General features: G+C 43.1%; 11 protein-coding genes. All 11 read right to left on the bottom strand.

Translation table 11 applies throughout. The features are described from left to right. Positions 1 to 37 precede the first annotated feature (37 nt). Positions 38 to 442, bottom strand: coding sequence for a DUF3846 domain-containing protein (locus H8R91_RS09070; protein ID WP_186935752.1), 405 nt, complete (start codon positions 440 to 442; stop codon positions 38 to 40). Further along, on the bottom strand, positions 439 to 1,395 hold the full coding sequence (locus tag H8R91_RS09065) for a DUF3991 and TOPRIM domain-containing protein (protein WP_186935751.1): 957 nt from the start codon (positions 1,393 to 1,395) through the stop codon (positions 439 to 441). The genes H8R91_RS09070 and H8R91_RS09065 overlap by 4 nt, the downstream gene beginning before the upstream one ends. Positions 1,396 to 1,418: 23 nt before the next feature. Further along, on the bottom strand, positions 1,419 to 9,260 hold the full coding sequence (locus tag H8R91_RS12485) for a helicase-like domain-containing protein (protein WP_186935750.1): 7,842 nt from the start codon (positions 9,258 to 9,260) through the stop codon (positions 1,419 to 1,421). A gap of 15 nt (positions 9,261 to 9,275) precedes the next feature. Continuing rightward, the gene (locus H8R91_RS09055) at positions 9,276 to 9,557 is read right to left on the bottom strand and encodes a hypothetical protein (protein WP_186935749.1); all 282 of its coding nucleotides are present in this window, start codon (positions 9,555 to 9,557) and stop codon (positions 9,276 to 9,278) included. Continuing rightward, positions 9,538 to 9,765 (bottom strand): hypothetical protein, encoded by a 228-nt coding sequence (locus tag H8R91_RS09050; RefSeq protein ID WP_186935748.1) that lies wholly within the window; start codon positions 9,763 to 9,765, stop codon positions 9,538 to 9,540. Before H8R91_RS09050 ends, H8R91_RS09055 begins: the two co-directional genes overlap by 20 nt. A 13-nt stretch (positions 9,766 to 9,778) precedes the next feature. Beyond that, positions 9,779 to 10,069 (bottom strand): hypothetical protein, encoded by a 291-nt coding sequence (locus H8R91_RS09045; protein ID WP_186935747.1) that lies wholly within the window; start codon positions 10,067 to 10,069, stop codon positions 9,779 to 9,781. 149 nt (positions 10,070 to 10,218) lie between these two features. Next, positions 10,219 to 14,469, bottom strand: coding sequence for a SpaA isopeptide-forming pilin-related protein (locus H8R91_RS09040; protein WP_186935746.1), 4,251 nt, complete (start codon positions 14,467 to 14,469; stop codon positions 10,219 to 10,221). A 74-nt stretch (positions 14,470 to 14,543) separates the two neighbouring features. Continuing rightward, positions 14,544 to 15,224: a hypothetical protein gene (locus tag H8R91_RS09035; RefSeq protein WP_186935745.1), complete on the bottom strand. Its 681-nt coding sequence runs from the start codon at positions 15,222 to 15,224 to the stop codon at positions 14,544 to 14,546. A gap of 240 nt (positions 15,225 to 15,464) precedes the next feature. Continuing rightward, on the bottom strand, positions 15,465 to 16,400 hold the full coding sequence (locus tag H8R91_RS09030; protein WP_186935744.1) for a ParB/RepB/Spo0J family partition protein: 936 nt from the start codon (positions 16,398 to 16,400) through the stop codon (positions 15,465 to 15,467). Then, positions 16,357 to 17,181, bottom strand: coding sequence for a ParA family protein (locus H8R91_RS09025; protein ID WP_186935743.1), 825 nt, complete (start codon positions 17,179 to 17,181; stop codon positions 16,357 to 16,359). The genes H8R91_RS09030 and H8R91_RS09025 overlap by 44 nt, the downstream gene beginning before the upstream one ends. 21 nt (positions 17,182 to 17,202) lie before the next feature. Next, positions 17,203 to 17,343, bottom strand: a complete 141-nt coding sequence (locus H8R91_RS09020; RefSeq protein WP_002587790.1) for a hypothetical protein — start codon at positions 17,341 to 17,343, stop codon at positions 17,203 to 17,205. Between the last annotated feature and the right edge of the window lie 235 nt (positions 17,344 to 17,578).

Genomic DNA, 17,578 nt, shown 5'->3' with positions numbered 1-17,578 from the left:
TATGCAGGCTCTCCGGGTTGCCCCATCGTCTGTCTTTTTATCGCTCCATATTTTTTGAAATTGGCTTATATGCTTTCGCTTCAATGCCCTTGTCCGTCTGATAAAAACGCTCCGGATATCGGAACTTATCCTCATACTTTTTCATCAAATCCTTTGGCATACTGAGAAAACTTTCCGACTCAATCGGTGCGTATGCGATAAAGAATTTGCCTGCAATAATGTCGAGGATTTCCTTATCATTGGAGTAAATTGCACGATTTAATTCCGCACCGTTCATCTTCCCTTCTTCGTTACAAACGATTGCAACTTCATCATCAAAAGGCATATATTCCTCAATATATCCGCCTACGGTTTCCTGCATTGCTTCCAGCGTATCCTCAATCTCAATCTGTTTCGGATACTTGCCCGGTTCAATGAGAAGTACATTTATTTTTTCGCTCATCTCTCAAAACTCCTTTCGCTTTTCTTGAAAATTCCTAATTTGATACACAAAAAGTCGTTGACATCTTTCCCGCACTTGGGCGGATCGTCAACGACTTCGTATCTGTCTTTTAATTTAATTTTCAATGCATTTGCCGCCTTTCTTCCGGCAATATCATTGTCAAAATGAAGCACGATACGGTTAATGTTCTTATTCTTTTCAAGCAGATTTTTAAGTGTAACCGGCACTTTGGACTTTTCCGTTTCTCTGTTAGGCGAATACACGCCGGAGAGAGAAACAAGGTTTAATTTGTGCCAATCCCTGCCCTCCATCTTTGCTAATGTGGCATAGGATAACAGGTCAATAGCACATTCAAACAGGTGTACCTCTATGCTTTCTTCATTTGTCAGCCTAAAAGAATATTGCTTCTTGCTTCCGGTGCAGTCGCCCATAATACGACTGCTGTTTGTTGCCCGAAATGCGGCATACTTTGCTTCTTTTTTCTCGTCATAACCGATAAAAACAACATTGTGATAGGGTAGTGACTCAATGATAAGTTCCTTATCAAGACAGTAGTTTATGATTTCATAATCAATCCCTCGACTGAAAAGATACTGCGTAACCACATCGTTACTTGGACTTTTCTGCGGTAAAAGAAGCTGCTGATTTTCATAACTCCGGCTTTCTTTTTCATAGACCGGAGCAGAAACAGCACACTGTCCCATAATGGTTTCAACCGCTTCTACAAAATCAAGTCCTTTGACTTTGATAAGATAGTCAAGGGCAGATTTGCCACCGATACCTCTCGACCACCACATCCATTTCCCGTTTGAAATCTTCAAACTGTCGTGTTCTCTGGTACAGTAAGTGTTACCACTATAACGGACAAGTTCGCCCGGTTCATAGGTGCGAAGATAGGTCAGCAAATCCATTCTCTTTGCTTCGGTTATGACTTCCGGTGCTATATATGGCATACTGACCACCTCACATTTCTTTCTTATCTTTCATACGACTTCTCCTTTCGCTTCTCGGTGGATTCGCCCTCATCAGGCTCGCCGCCCACAATTTCATTTTCTTTTTTATCCATATTGAGTAGGATATTCAGCTCGTCCAAACGGGCAAGTTTTGACTTCAATTCTTCTTCCTGCACAAACGGTTTTTGCACTTCTTTCTGTGCGGTTTCAAACTGATTTTTCGTATCAGCAAGACTGTCCTTTGCTTTTTCAAGGTCGTCTGCAAAACGCTCAACCGTATTATCAATACGAGTGATATTACCGAAAACATCATCGCCAAGCGACACCTGTTTGCCGGTTTCTCCCTTGACTGTCACGCAGTAAGAACGCTCTGTTGTGTCAAAAGACAGCTCCGTTTCAAATCCTCTGTACCTGCCGAGAGGAATAGGTGCAGGACTTGTCATTTCCTTGCAGGCTTCGATAATTGCTTTACCTGCTTCTGCTTTTTCAGAATAAAAAACGCCCTTAACCTCCATACCGACAAAGCGGTCATCTGTTGGTTTCGGGTGTTGTTTTGCAGTTTTCACATCTTCCGTCAAACCGTTAATTCGGTTTTCAAGAGAAGTGATACGCTGCGGATAATATTTAATTATCTTGTCCTCAAGGCTGTACTTTTCAGATAAGAAATTGGATTTTAAGAGCTTCAATTTCTGTACCTGAATGTCCAAATCCATCTTTTCCTTGATATATGGATTGCCTGTTGCAAGCATTTTAATCTCGGCATAAGATAGTGCGGTTTCATCAATATCTTCCGCACTTCTGACAGGAGATTTGCTTGTCATAATCTGTGAAGCGAACTTCTGCTTTCCTTCGACAAGCTGATACAGATATGCGTCAAAGGTCTGCTTGGTAACATAACGATAAATATCCACCTTTGGATTTGAATTCCCCTGACGAATAATCCTACCACTACGTTGCTCCAAATCTGCCGGTCGCCAAGGACAATCCACATCGTGAAGTGCGATAAGTCTGTCCTGAACATTCGTACCGGCACCCATCTTTTGTGTTGAACCCATTAGCACTCTGACCTCGCCTTTACGGACTTTCTGAAACAATTCTTTCTTCTTCACATCGGTTTCCGCTTCGTGGATAAATCGGACTTCGCTTTCGGGAACACCTCGCTCTATGAGCTTCTTTCTGATGTCGTTGTAAACGGAAAATGTTCCGTCGTTCTTTGGAGTAGATAAGTCGCAGAACACTAATTGTGCCGACTTTTTATCCTTGTTTTCTTCCCATATGCGGTACACATTATCAACGCAGGCATTGATTTTACTATTTTCAAAATCAGGCAGCATAGCATTTAGCATACGCTGGTCAAGTGCAAGTTTTCTGCCATCGTTTGTTATCTTGAGCATATTATCTACGCTTGAATCGACACCTCCGCCACGAACTTTCTCGGCTCGCTCTGCAAGGGAAGCAACCATTTCTTTCTGCATTTCCGACGGTTCAACCGACACATTATGATACTCTGCTTCCGGCACAGGGAGGTTAAGCATATCGGCTGTTTTAATGTCTGCAACCTCTTTGAACATCGCCATAAGTTCGGGTAAGTTATAGAATTTAGCAAAGCGTGTTTTCGCTCTGTAACCCGTTCCCTCTGGCGTAAGTTCTATGGCTGTTACCGTTTCTCCAAAGGTAGAAGCCCAAGCGTCGAAGTGCTGTAATCCGTTTTTTACAAGGGTGTTGTACTGCAAGTATCGCTGAATGGTGTAAAGTTCCACCATACTGTTTGAGATAGGCGTACCTGTCGCAAATACAGTTCCTCGTCCACCGGTAATCTCATCAAGGTATCGGCACTTCATAAACAGGTCAGAAGATTTCTGTGCTTCTGTCTGAGCAATACCGCCTACATTACGCATTTTTGTGTAAAGATAAAGATTCTTGTAGTAATGGCTTTCGTCAATAAAAAGCCTGTCAACACCTAATTCCTCAAATGTTACAACATCATCCTTTCTGCTTTGGTCGTTGAGTTTTTGGAGCTTTTGCTTAACGGATTTTCTTGATTTTTCAAGCTGTTTGACAGAGAAGTTTTCTCCTCGGTTACGCTTTAGTTCCGCAATTCCTTCCGTCAATTCATTCAACTGCTGTTCAAGAATTGCCCTCTGCCTTTCAATCGACATCGGGATTTTCTCAAATTGAGAATGTCCGATAATAACTGCGTCATAGTCGCCTGTTGCAATTCTACCACAGAACTTTTTACGGTTCTTTGTTTCAAAATCCTTCTTCGTCGCAACCAGTATATTTGCTGACGGATAAAGCTGCAAGTATTCTGACGCCCACTGTTCCGTCAGATGATTCGGTACAACAAACAGCGATTTATTACATAGTCCAAGCCTTTTCGACTCCTGCGATGCCGCTACCATCTCGAAGGTCTTGCCTGCCCCGACTGCGTGTGCAAGTAGGGTATTTCCGCCGTAGAGAATGTGTGCAACCGCATTTCTCTGGTGTTTCCTTAATGTGATTTCCGGATTCATACCACTAAATATGATGTGACTTCCGTCATACTCACGAGGTCTGATACTGTTAAATTTTTCGTTATACATCTTCGTGAGTTTCTCTCTACGGTCAGGGTCTGCCCATATCCAATCCTGAAAACCTTGTTTGATAAGTTCCTGCTTTGCCTGTGCGATTGCTGTTTCCTTTTTGTTGAGAACTGCCTTTTTCCTACCCTCATCATCTTCGATATAATCAAAGATACGGACATCTTTCAGGTTCAGCATTTCCTCAATTATCTTGTAGGCATTGATACGACCTGTGCCGTATGTGCTGTATGCCTTGACATTGGAACGGTCATAACTTTTACCCTCGATATTCCATTCGCCTGTGTAGGGAGAGAAGTGGACTTTGATATTCCACTGTGCGTATCTCGGCGTATCAAGGAACTCAAACATAAACTGCTGAATTACTTCCTGCGGTAGCCAAGTAGCACCAAGTCTTACGGATATTTCACTTGCAGTCAGGTCTTTTGGCTGAACTTTCTCCAGTGCTTCCACATTGATTTTATAATCTTCAGGATACACCTCGGCAGACTTTTTCGCTGTAATAAGCTTCTCCCTGACATTGCCTGAAAGGTACTCATCTGCCATCAAATACTTTGCCTCAGTTACATTCCCATATCCGTGAAGCGGATTCAAGAAGATAACACCTTTCAAATCCTGATAGAGTGTTTCTTCACTTTTCCCTGTGAGCTTTGACATATATTCCATATCAATTCCGGCTTTTTCTCCCATAGAAACAGCGAGTGCTTCACTGGCGGTATCTACCTTTTCTACCGGCTTATGCGGCTTAATTGTACGTTTGAAGAACATATCCGCCTTGCGTTCCAGTTCTCCGTTTTCGTTAATGACTTCAAGAGCCGAAAGCAAGGCAAAGGAACTGTCGTCGCTGAAAGCAGAGATATTCGCTCTGCTGTTAATCAGTCCATATTTCTTAGTGTAACTGTCATAAAGACTGTTGAGTTTTGACTGTTCGGCTTTGATTTCTTCATCCGGATAGTCCTCGGTTTGAAGTTCAATCAGGTTGCGAACGCTGTCACGAACCGCAATCATACCCTTGATTCTGTTCTCGGCGGTTGCCGACACCTCCACCGGAGTCATACGAGAATTCTCACGGAAATAGATTTTATCGTCCACCACTGTGTAAGAAAAATTCCTTACATTCGGGTCTGCCGGGATAGAATTATCTTCTTCCTCAAGTTCATCTTCCACTTCATAATCGTTGATTTCTCCGTGTATATTTGCTACCGCTTCCGATAACAATTCGGATAAATCTGCATTTTCAAACGGTACGCAGGTTACCTCTTCTCCGAAGCGACCGCTTACTGTTTTCATCTCGCCAAGTATCATTTCGGGATGTTCCACAAAGTATGAGTTCATCGTGATACCGTCATCAGTTGTGCCAAGCTGTACCCAATCGGGTTCAATATCTATGAGCCTGTCACGCTTTTGCAAAAACAAAATATCCGATACAACTTCCGTACCGGCATTGCCCTTAAAGGTATCATTCGGCAATCTGATTGCTCCCAACAGGTCGGCTCTTTGTGCGATATATTTTCTGACCGACGAATTGGTTTTATCCATCGTACCTTTACTTGTAACAAGTGCCATCACACCACCGGGTCTTAATTTATCCAAAGACTTGGCAAAGAAATAATCGTGAATAAGGAAATTGTACTTATCGTATCTCTTATCAAGCACTTTGAAATCTCCAAATGGAACATTACCTACAACTCCGTCAAAGAAACTGTCCGGCACATTGACTTCTTCAAATCCCTGTGCTGCTATGGAAGATTTTTGATAAAGCTGCTGAGCAATCCCTGCCGAAATCTTATCAAGTTCCACACCGTAAATCTTTGTATTTCTCATCGACTCCGGCAACATACCGATAAAGTTACCAATACCGCAGGACGGTTCTAACAGGTTGCCCTCTTTAAATCCCATCTGTTCCATAGCCTTGTAGATAGCGTCTGTAACTTCTGGAGGAGTGTAAAAGGCAGTCAGTGTACTTTCTCTTGCGGCTGTGTATTCTTCGGGAGAGAGTGTGGTATATAACTCAACAAATTCATCTACCCACGCCGAATTGTTCTCATCAAAGGCTTCTGGCAAACCTCCCCAGCCGACATATTTCGACAAAATAAGCTGTTCTTCAGGTGTGGCAAATCTGTTTTCAAACTCACATTCCTTCAGAACCTTTATGGCTTCCATATTCCTGCGAAAGCGTTCTTTCTTGCCTACCGGCTCTACCGGATTGGAACGCAAATCAAAAGTATTTCTCTCTGCCATCGGAATATCCGGATGCAAATCAAAACTCTTGACCTTGCTCGTTTTATTCTCCCACTGCGGTTTTATCGGTTCAGGCTCTTTATCATACCCGTTGCCGATACGAATGCCCTCGTTATACATCTCATCGTAGCTGTCAAAGCCATTCTGATTTGCAATGATTTCTCGGTAGTCCTCAATAGGTACTTTACCAATATTGGTTGCTACCATATCGCTTCTTTCGGTATTTTCAATGAGTGCTTCCATTGTATCAGCCGTACATTCTGTAAAATCCGGTGTCTGCCTGAAATCTGTATCTGCTTCTTCAAACCATTCTGTACCTACATCAGCAAGGGTTTGATTTGCAACACTGCCGAGGTAATCAAAGAACTCATCTGCCGATTTATAGTTCTGTGCAGCATTTCTGATTTCATCAAAAGAAAGCGTATTTGTAACATACTGACCACCGGCACTACTGTCCGGATTAAAGTACATCCAAGTAACGCTTTCCTGCTCTCTGTTAATGAAAAACGCATCCTCATAATCTGTTTTCTGTTCAGTTTCGGTATCACTATGCGTGATATTTTCGTCTGAATTGGCTTTTTCTGCGGCAGGTAATACCGTTACCCTCAAGTGGTCATTCAGCGGATTTTCCTGCACTTTGCGGTCAAATTCTCCCCTTGAAAACTCCTTGTTGAATAATGGCATTTCTGTATCGTAAAGCATTACTCTCTCATCATCAAAAGATAAGATTTCATACTCCGAAGCACCGATATATACCGTGTCTCCAAGATGATATTCATATCTGGTATCAGGTAATTGCTGTTCCTGTGTTTGCTCTGCAAGCAGACTACGGACATAATCAATCTTCTCTACACGGTTAATCGGGAAACCTACGCTGTCCTCAAAAGTGACATCTTGCATAGAAACATCGCCGCTTATTTTACCGACGCTTTCAATAACAAATCGGCGGTCGTCAATCACAACTTCCTTACCGATAATGTCATCATCATTTGTCTGCTCTGCTTTTTCCGGTGGTGCAGTAGAAAGAATTTCCCGATTTCTTTTCTGCTCCTCGATTTCTGCCCGTCGTGCTTCCTGCTTCTCAAGCCACTGCGGGTACTGCTCCTTTTCCTTTGGATTTAAGTATCTGTCTGCACGGATAAGCTCTCCGATACGCTTTTCCACCTGTGTCCATTTAAGAGTGAATTTCGGTGCGTCGTTTCCAAATCCTCTTGAAAGAGTTAAGCCTTTCCCGTCGTGGTTTTCATCAATACCTGCACCGATAATGACAGGGTAAGAACCTCCCCAACCGTATTCGTTTTTGAGAAAGCCTGCATTTTCTTTTGAAGATAAACTCTTTTGAAACTGCTCATAGATACGCATTTTACCTTCATAAACGCCACTTCCACGAGTCAGAACTGCGTCAATAATCTCCTGAGAAAAAGTAAAGGCAGAGGTTTTGTCTTCCTCTGCCTGACCGCTTAATATGAAACTCATCTGTCCGTCTGCCGACGGTAGCGGTTTCATTCTGTCATTTAATTCTCCCAAAAGCCGCATTGCTTCAAAATGCTGTGCAATCACGCTCCAGTTATAAAAACTCTGTGCAGTTCTACTGTCATAATGACCTTCCCAAAGGTGCAAAACATTTTGAAATGTCTTGTAACCTACCGTTCTGCCGTCCTGCAATGTGAGTTCGGTATAATCGTTATTGAAGATACTCTTGATATATTCGGTTCTGGTATCGCTATCGGTATTTCTCTCATAGAAGTCTTTAATATCTTCGAGTGAAACCGACAAATGCGGTGTAGTACCGAGTATTTCTCTTATAGTATCATCTCTACCGAAAAACGGTAGGCTCTTATCCTCGTTACTTCTGTCATAATATTCTAAATGAATATTATCTGTTCCTTCACGATTTCCTGTGCCGAGTTCCTGATGTTGTTCATCAAGCGAACCCACTTCATCATATCGTCCGCTTTCATCTGCTCCGTCAGTCCCTCTTGTTGTGCCATCTGTCTGATAAGCGTTTCTTCCAGTTCGGTCGCCCTCTGCTGAACTTCCGACAGGTGACTGCTCAGTATCCCTTTCGTCAGGAGATTGTAATACTGAACCTTGTGGTGTTCTTTCAGATAAGTTCTCCTCATCTGCGACCATTTGCCCTGAATTACCTCCGGCTGTTCGGGCAGAGTCAGGTTCGGAAGATTGTAATCCCCGACCATCGTATATGTTATCTCGTTCATAATCGCTGCTCCTTTCATCTTTGATGTCTTTATTGTATTCCGATTGCCTGTTTGCTTCAATTATGCGATTTTGACGATTCAGTGCCATCACTGTCTTTGAGATTTCCGTAAGTCCCATTTCTGCAATGTCGCTTGTGGCAAATCCCAGAGCATTCATCGTATCCTGCGTATTGAAATTAGTAACATCTCGAAAATCATCGGCTTCAAAGTATTCGCCGCTATCAATCCCAAGCCTTGTCATCATCATATATGCCACGCTGTTTGTGACAACCTTTTTATACAGACTTGCAATCATCGTTTCGTCAAGTCCTTCTAAAAAACTGTCCTCGGAAGCATATATGAGGTCATTAAGATAATCCGGCAAATTATCTTCGGCGGCATTTTGTGCGGCACTCATAACTGCTTCGCCCAAAGTGACTTTGTTATCCAGTTCTCCGAATGTGCTTTCAAGCGTTTCAATAACATCGTCTGTGTATTCGTCCCTCATATCCCAAAGTGGAACAGGACGGGAATATCTGCTCTCGTGGGTATCGGAAATATCAAAGTAATGGGTAAGTCTTTGCCTTGCTCTGTTTTCATCGGCAAAAACCGCAATACCTCTTGCTCCTTTATTTACCCATCGTCCAAAACTCCTGTTCCAACGCTCAATCTCAAGAACTGCTGTTGCGTCCGGTCGCTGTGCATAGATAAGCAACTGCTCATCATATCGCAGCTTGTAGTTCCTGCACGCAGACTGCAAGAAATTCTGCCAGTTCTGCGGATTGGAAACAACCGTCTTGCAGGTTCTGTCATAGAGTTCGGATATGAGTTCATATTTTCTTGACACTGCTTTTGCACCTCCTTATCGTTCTTTTTCTTTGCTCTTTGCCGGTTTAATCTTTTCCTTTCCGGCAGGTTCAACGGTATGACCGTTTCTTTCACACAGCTCTGCAAATTCACAGATATGAAAAACATCCGAACCGATTTGAGTGTGATAATCGTCGATATACTTACACTCACGCTCCAGTGTTGTTCCGTTTCTTGTGTGAATCAGAATTTTATCTCCGTCATTTACACGAAATTTCTCGTTATATCCACTGTCAATAAAGCGGATACTGTTTTCCTTATGTTCCTGACTGTTCATCCGTTCCACCTCCCAAATATGAGAACAGCTTGTTGGCTTTGGTTTCTTTCTGAAGTTCGATGATGAGTGCCATATCCGGTATCGTGATACCCGGAATCTTCAAAATACTCTCCATATCAAGCTGTTGTAGTTTCTTTTCCGTATTACAGCCGGAATCAAACAGCTTCGCCATTAACTTTGTTTTCTGTTGAAATGTCGATTTGCTCATCTTGCCGTCCTCCTTATTCGATTTCTATGACTACACGGATACTGCCATCGCAGCCGTTGCACTGTCTGGAAAGTTCCGGGAACAAAGACTGCACCCTCTGTCTTGACCTGCGGATAGTTTCAAAGCACGGTAAACCGTAACCCTTGTAGTTGTTGACTATATCCTCAAGAGATAAGTCGCCGACTTTCAAATAACTGTATCGGTTGTAATAGCAGAGGATAAGCTGCATATCGTCATACCTTGTTTCAGGGCATTCTCTGAGGATTGAAAGCACCTTGCTATCAACCGTTCTCTGCTTATTCATAAAGCACCTCCATAAAGTAAATGGACGGAGTTTTTTACGCTCCGCCCACCATTTTGTTTCTTATTTCTTTCTGTTTTTAATCTGTAAGAAGATAAAGCCGCCGATAATAAAGGCGACCAAAACAACTGCTACGATTGTCTTTGCGTCCATTATTCATTGCCCTCCTTTTTCTTCTTTCTCTTGGAAGCAACAACCGTTGCAACGATACCGAGTGCAGAAGCACCTGCAACTGCTACCCAAAGACCGGTCTTTCTGTCATCGCCGGTTTTCGGTGTATCACGAAGTTTATTATGCATCTCGATTTCTACCGTTTCGCCGACCTTTACGGTCACTTTCTTATCGGCAGGTAAAATATATCCGGCAGATACATTGTCGCTCACCTCAGACACTGTGTATTCGCCGATACGAAGTCCCTCTACGGAGATTTCGCCATTCTTATCGGTTGTAAATGTGCTGTCATAACCGTTTACACCCGTTACTCTGAAAGTGAAGCCTTCCACCTTACCGTCGGAAGATGTCTTTTTGATTTTTAGGTTGCCTTTCATTGCTTCGTTGATAAATCCAACTCCCGCTTTGTTTTCTACCTTGTAGGTAGTTTCATCTTTTTCAATGAATACGGCGTAAACACCCTTATCAAGCACAAATCCCTCCGGTGCTTTGGTTTCCTTTACAAGATATTTACCGTAAAGAAGTTCTTTCATCTCATAGATACCGGTTGCGGTTTCTTCAAGATTTCCGATAAGTTCATCGCCATCGTCCAGTTTACCGTCGCCATTAACATCCTTATACACTTCAAAAGTTGCACCTGTCAGTTTGTTATCCGGATAATCAGCGTCCACTTTGATAAGTTCAATATTACCGTGAATATACTCGTCGGTAATTTCCACTTCAATTACCTGCTCATTCTCCCCGATGTTTACTTCGTAAGAAGTATCATCAAGCACAAAGCCTTCAGGAGCTTCGATTTCTCTTACAATCCATTTTCCATAAGGAACTTTGGCAAAAGAAAAACTGCCGTCCTTTTCAGATGTGGCAGTCATAATAGAGTGTTCTTTTGTAAACTCGGTTTCATCTGCTTTGAAAATGCCGATTAAAGCACCGCCCAGTGCTTCTCCGTTCTCGTCAATTTTCTTACCGGATACAGAACCGTAAATGAGTTTATTCTCAATCGGCTTACCGTCATTTACCTTGATTTCAACCGTTTCGGTATCCTGACCGGCATACTCGAATGTGAACGGATACTGTGTGTCGGAGAGGATATAATGCTCATCTGTGGCAATTTCCTTGACATAGTAGCTGCCAAATGGAAGGTCTGTATTTGCAGTCGCTGCTCCGTTTTCATCAAGCGTGATAATCTCAATCAAACCGTCAGCCGGGATAGCTGTTCCGCTTGAAGATACAATATCTTCTTTTGCGTAAAGACCGAAGCTGATATTTTTGATTTCATCATTCTTTCCGATACCAAAGGTTTCATCCTGCTCTAAGATTTTCTCAAGAGAAATCTTCACTTTCTGTCGCTCGTTTACGAAGCTGGTTGCGGTTTCTGTTACCGCTACATCCTGTCCAGCATAAGTGAGTTCTACCGAATGCTTTTCTTTGTTGATGACCATACCTGTTGGTGCTTTGGTTTCAACAACGGTGTATTTACCGAGATAGAGTTCCTTGCTCTTAGCAGTGCCATCCTCATCGGTTGTTACGGTATCTACCACATCGCCCTTGTGATAACGAAGTGTACCGTCCGGTGTAATAACATCTTCATCGGCTGTGATTTCATAAACCGCCCCTGCAAGTCCTTTGACCTTATATACCGGCTGATAAATCACATCTTTATTTTCCTCGCCGGATACATTGACACCAAAGAACACTTCGCCGGTTTTCTCAACGGAAATCGTACCTTTCTGTGCCATATTCGGCTTGTCCACCTTAATCAATGTGATACCGCCTTCCTGTGTGGAATTTTCTTCTGTTACATCAAAGGAAACAGGAGTACTGTCGAGTACATATCCATACGGAGCCTGAACCTCAACAAGTGAATATCCCTTGCCATAGTCCAGTTTTTCAGGTGTAACAAGCTGACCGTCTGCGTCGGTATAGAATGTGTCGATGGTTGTCGGTGTAGGATAAGTAAATGTCATACTTACTTTGTTACCGGCAGGGTCATAGATTTGGAAACCTGCACCTGCATACGGGATTGTCTTGCCTGTTTCTGCATCAACCTTTACGACCTTAATATATGACTCAAAGTTTGCGTTGTTGATAAGATAACGGTAGGTCTGTCCGTCCTGAGAAATGAAAACATCAAAGTCTTTCATAAACTCACGACCTTCCCAGCCTTTAGTCTGATGAACGGTATATACGCCGTATGGCATATCCTTTGTCTGAGCAAATCCGTTTTCATCGCAAACTATGGTATCTCTTTCATCTTTGTCGGCTTTTTCAAATGAGCCGGAAGATTTCAGATAAACTTCAAATTCAGCACCGTTTTCCGGTGTCTCAATCTTGGTTTCCCCATCATCGGTATGTTTGATGATAGCGATATTGCCTTTCATAACCTGCTCTGTCACGTCATTTGCCACAAGATTGTGTTCAATCGTAAAGAGTTTTGGCTCTGCACCTACCTTGTGGATTGACTTATCAAGGAGATAGCCCTCGCTCGGTGTGATTTCTCTGATTGTCCAGTCGCTGTCGCAGACATATTCCTTTGTTGTGAACTGCCCCTCGCTGTCGGTTACATACTTATCCACAAGTGTGTCGCCTTTATAAATTCCATAAACAGCACCGGAGAGTTTAGCGTCGCCCTGAGCAGTGCCTTCTTCTCGGTCGCTCTTTGTTACTGTAACGCTGAACTTTTTAAGAATATTGGTAAAGTCTCGATTTGTAACCTCTTTCCACTGAATCGGTGCAGTCTGTTTTTCGGGAACGACATAGCGGATTGCTGTGTCCACTTCTTCGAGCGTATATGGTGTACTTCCGCTGATAAGCACATCTTTGAATGTTGCAACGCCGTTTTTGTCGGTAACTGCATATTCATCAACTGCAATGCCTGCAAGGGAAGTACCGTAAAGGTGGAATTTCACACCCTCCACAAGATTATCTTCCGATGATTTAATGACCTGAAGATTTCCTCTCTTGAGAACATTGTTGAAGTTTACGGTTGCCACCTGACCGGCTACAACAGTTACTCTGTGAACTTCCTGCGGTACATATTTGTCAATAGATTGCTCTGTTACCGTATATACGCCCGGCATAAGGTTGTCAATCTGGAACTTACCGCCGTTTGCTGTAGTAACTGTCTGATTTACTCCGTTGCCGGAAATAGTAAAATTGATACCGTCTACCTTCCCGTCCTCAGATGTTTTCACAATCTGGCAAGAACCGTAGCTGACTTTCATCTTTACATATCCGCTTACAGGGTCGCTGACTTCCTGTGCGTAAGTAACTACATCCTGCACGCTTGAATTTTGACCGTGCTTACCCTCAGACCATACGACAACACCTCTGCGGACACCGTTTTTCTTACTTGCGGTAATGGTAAATTCCTTACTCGGTGCTTTATCCATTGACACCGTAAGTTTGTTTCCGCTTGTGGAAAATGTTACACCACTGATACTCGCCTTGAAAGCATAATTGGAGAGTACACCGTTTGAGTCTGTAAGGGTTGCAAGATATTTGCTTCCGTTCCATTCAAGCTCATTGACTTTTGCTGAACCGCTTGATTTAGTGCAGAAGCTCGGCACAACTGTGTGCTTCTGCACACTGCTGACCATACTGTTGTAGTAACTCATAATCTTACTGCGAAGCGGATGTTTGGCATTGATAACATCTTTCACATTACTGCAACCACTGGCTGCTTTGTGATTAAAGTTTGTGTCACGCTCGCCTACGACAGTTTCCCAAATAAGAAGCTGTGTTGCATAAGCGTGAGCAATACTGTTTGCCGCACTTTCGTTCTGCGACCTCCAGCTTGTTGAAATCGTTCCTCGATAGCCGTACTGCAAGATACGACCGATAAAGAGTCTGATTTCATCACCGGAGATAACTCCGTTTGCTGTGATATTGTTAAAATAATTTTCATCGTATTTATTCATACTCTGACCGGAGCTGAGTGAAACACCCGGCTCGATACAATAGGCAATATTACCGGAATACGAACCGATTGCCTTTAAGTTGGTATGGGTGGAACTGCCGGTATGCCAACCGTTCTTCAAAGTAAGGTTACTGTGTCCCCACACTCCGTCGTAATTTGCGTCGCCGTCACGAGGGAAATCAACCATATACACTTTGGTCTTTTCTCCACTTGCGGCAAACGCTGTGCTTGTCCCAATACTCATAAAAGCACTGAGACTGAGAACCGTCGCCATAACAAACGATACGGCTCTCTTGATTTTCGTCTTTACCATTTAAGTTTCCTCCTTAAAATGAAAGAACGCACCGATTATCTCAGTGCGTCCGATACTGTATTTTATTTTGTTTTTTAGCAGTAGCCGATATAGATTTCATATTCCGTATCGGATACCTTTTCTGCCCATACCCATACTGCGGTAAATCCTTCCACATTTTCGTATCTGTTCAGCCTGTTTTGAATGTCATCCCTAATGCCTGTGCGTTTGGCATTGGCAGTGATAGGATTATCCCAACAATCTGTAGCGGTACTGTCCAACTTCAAACCGATACTTTGAGCATAACTCTTTGCGTAATTGACAGAGGAATTAACATCAAAACTCGGCTTTACTTCTTCCTTCGGTTTTGACTGCGTGGGTTTCACTTCTTCCTTAACCGTCGGTGTTTCCGGCTTTGACTGTGGTTGTTGCTGTGGCTGTTTCTGCTCTTGGGTACTGTCAGGCTTTTTCGTTACCTGAACGGGTTCATAGCTTTTTGCAGTTTCCGTCTTACTACCTGCCGTAGAAGAAACATCCGACTTTTCCTGCGGACTCAGCTCTGTTGCTGCTTCACTTGATACCGTTTGCTCCGTTTCGGGAATATCACTTGTATCATCTGCTTTTTCTGTTCCGGTCGTTGTTTCGGTATTACCAGCCGTAGAAGAAATCCTTTTATCCGTGTCATTTCGTGCGGTTTCTTTGGCTGTGTTACCGTTACATCCGGCAAGCAAAATCATCAAGCAGGCAATCATACAAACCATCCACTTCTTTTTCATAAGCTATCACTCCTTTCGCCTTAATCGTAATCAATCGGGCGAAAAACAGCAAAGGTGCGAATATCCAAACTTTTTATCGTATCAGACATTTTGTTTACACTTCAAATGTGCGAACCTTTTATTAGACAGCTATAAGTTATGAGAGATAGGTATATTCAAGTGAGATAGAATATATCTTTTCAGCAAGTAAACAGTAGGTATTAGGGGGTAGAGTGTGAGAAGGGGGAGTAACAAAATCGGCTATCTGCTGTCACGGTCTGCCCGTTGCCTGAGATACTTGTTGTAATGCTCCAATGCTTTGCAGACAAAATCCTCCGTCTGACTGACGGGAATGTTTTTCGGGATAAGCTGTCTTACTCTGTCGCCCCTTAGCACAATCTTCTCTTTCTGGTTTGGCTTTTCCTCCGACATAATGGCTTGGATAGCTTCGGTTGTGAGTTTACCCTCATCGAAAAACTTTCGCATACGGATAGTCTGGTCGTGAGAGGGAGTTGCGTCGTTCATATCAATCTCGTCAACTACATCACGCTGACAATCTTCGTCAAGATACGACAATTCAACCGCCGGTCGCATTTTAATTCGCCCCTCATCAACAAATTCAAGCAGTTCGGGAACAAGATTTGTAAGGCGAACATAACGCTGAATTTGTGTTTGACTTTCGCCACTCTGTGCCGCAAGTTCTTCTCTTGAATAATTTTGTCCCACTGGGACTAAATTATTTTTCGTAGGTCTGCCTGCTTGTCTTTTCATTGCGTCCAATCGCATTTTGTAGGCAAAGGCTTTTTCAGAGGGAAGTATCTGCGACCTTTGGAAATTACTTTCAACCATTAAAATTGTGGCTTCATCTCGATTAAGGTCAACAACCTCACATCTTAGCGTTTCAAAACCGGCAAGTTCACTTGCTCGTTTTCGTCTGTGACCGGATACGAGTTCATATCTTCCGTCCTCTTTCTGCCTTACCGTTGCCGGCGTAATCACTCCACGCTCCTTGATACTCTCGACAAGCTGTTGCATATCTTCATCGTCCCTGACCTTGAACGGGTGGTCTGGAAAATCGTCAATCAGCTCTAATGGAATATCTCGGATTTTAGAAAGTCTTTCTTCCTCTCTCTGTGCCTGCGTTGTAAAAAGGTCATCGAGCCTCGTGAGAGTGAAGTCGCTCTTTCTTCCTGCCATCTGCTAACACCTCCTTCGTAAATTCGGTGTATGCCTTAGACACCGTACTGTTTGGCTCATAAGCAAAAATGCTCTTGCCTTTGGAAGAAGTTTCTGCGGCTTTTACAGCAATCGGAATAGATGTGCGATACAGCTTAATCTGATTTCCGAAATTCTCCCGCAACGCTTCCACCGTACTTTTGGCGAGGTTTGTACGGTTATCCACCAAAGTGAGAAGCATACCGTCTATCTTAATATCCTGATTGATATACTTCTTGACTTTTGAAATGGTCTGCACAAGCTGGGTCATACCCTTAGCCGGCAAATACTGTGCCTGCACCGGAATAATCACGCTGTCTACCGCAGATAGAGCATTGAGTGTTACCATACTCAGAGAAGGCATACAGTCAATCAAGACAAAATCGTATCTGTCTTTGACCTGACTTAAATAATTCCTCAAAGTGGTTTCTCTGCTCATAGCATTCATTAGGTTATATTCCATCGCCGAAAGTTCAAGGTTCGCCGGTAAAAGGTCAACGCCTTCCTCGTGATGCAGAATACCGTCTGTCGGGTCATTCATCGTTTCACTAATTACATCTGTAAGTTTCGTTGCAAGCGTGATACCCAAGTTATCCGTATCTCTCCAACCGAGACAGGTGGTTAAATCTCCCTGTGGGTCTGCGTCAATGAGCAAGACTTTCTTACCCTGCATTGCAAGACCAACACCAAGATTAACCGTTGTCGTTGTCTTTCCGACTCCGCCTTTTTGATTGCATATGGCAATCGTTTTGCAGTTTGACACCTCTTGCGTCCTCCTTTCGATTTATTCATAGCCAATAAAAACGGCTATGTACTTGACCGTTTCATTTCCTAAACGGTCGTGGCAATATTTATTCTCAATATCCCTTGCCAAGCATATCGCTTTCGGGAAGTCATTAAGGAACAGACTGCTTATCTGTATCATAGGAATCTAACCTCTGCCGGGTACTCCGCCAGCTCCGTAGAGAAGTATCATTATCTTTCTGACCGTCATCGCCATATCGGTTGCAATCCGATACTCATAGCAGGAGTTCTCGCTGTTCTGAAATTTTCAGAAGTTTCGGCGTACCTACTAAAGTGGCTATCATCAGAATTAAAGTCTTAACGACCTGTGTATTCAGTTGTCAAAGAACAAGTGAAAAGGCTTCCGTTTTCATCAT

The organism is Ruminococcus intestinalis, from assembly GCF_014288065.1.
Lineage (GTDB): Bacteria > Bacillota > Clostridia > Oscillospirales > Acutalibacteraceae > Ruminococcoides > Ruminococcoides intestinale_A.
Note: the sequence above shows the minus strand (reverse complement) of the source record. Positions and strands in the feature narration are given on the sequence as shown.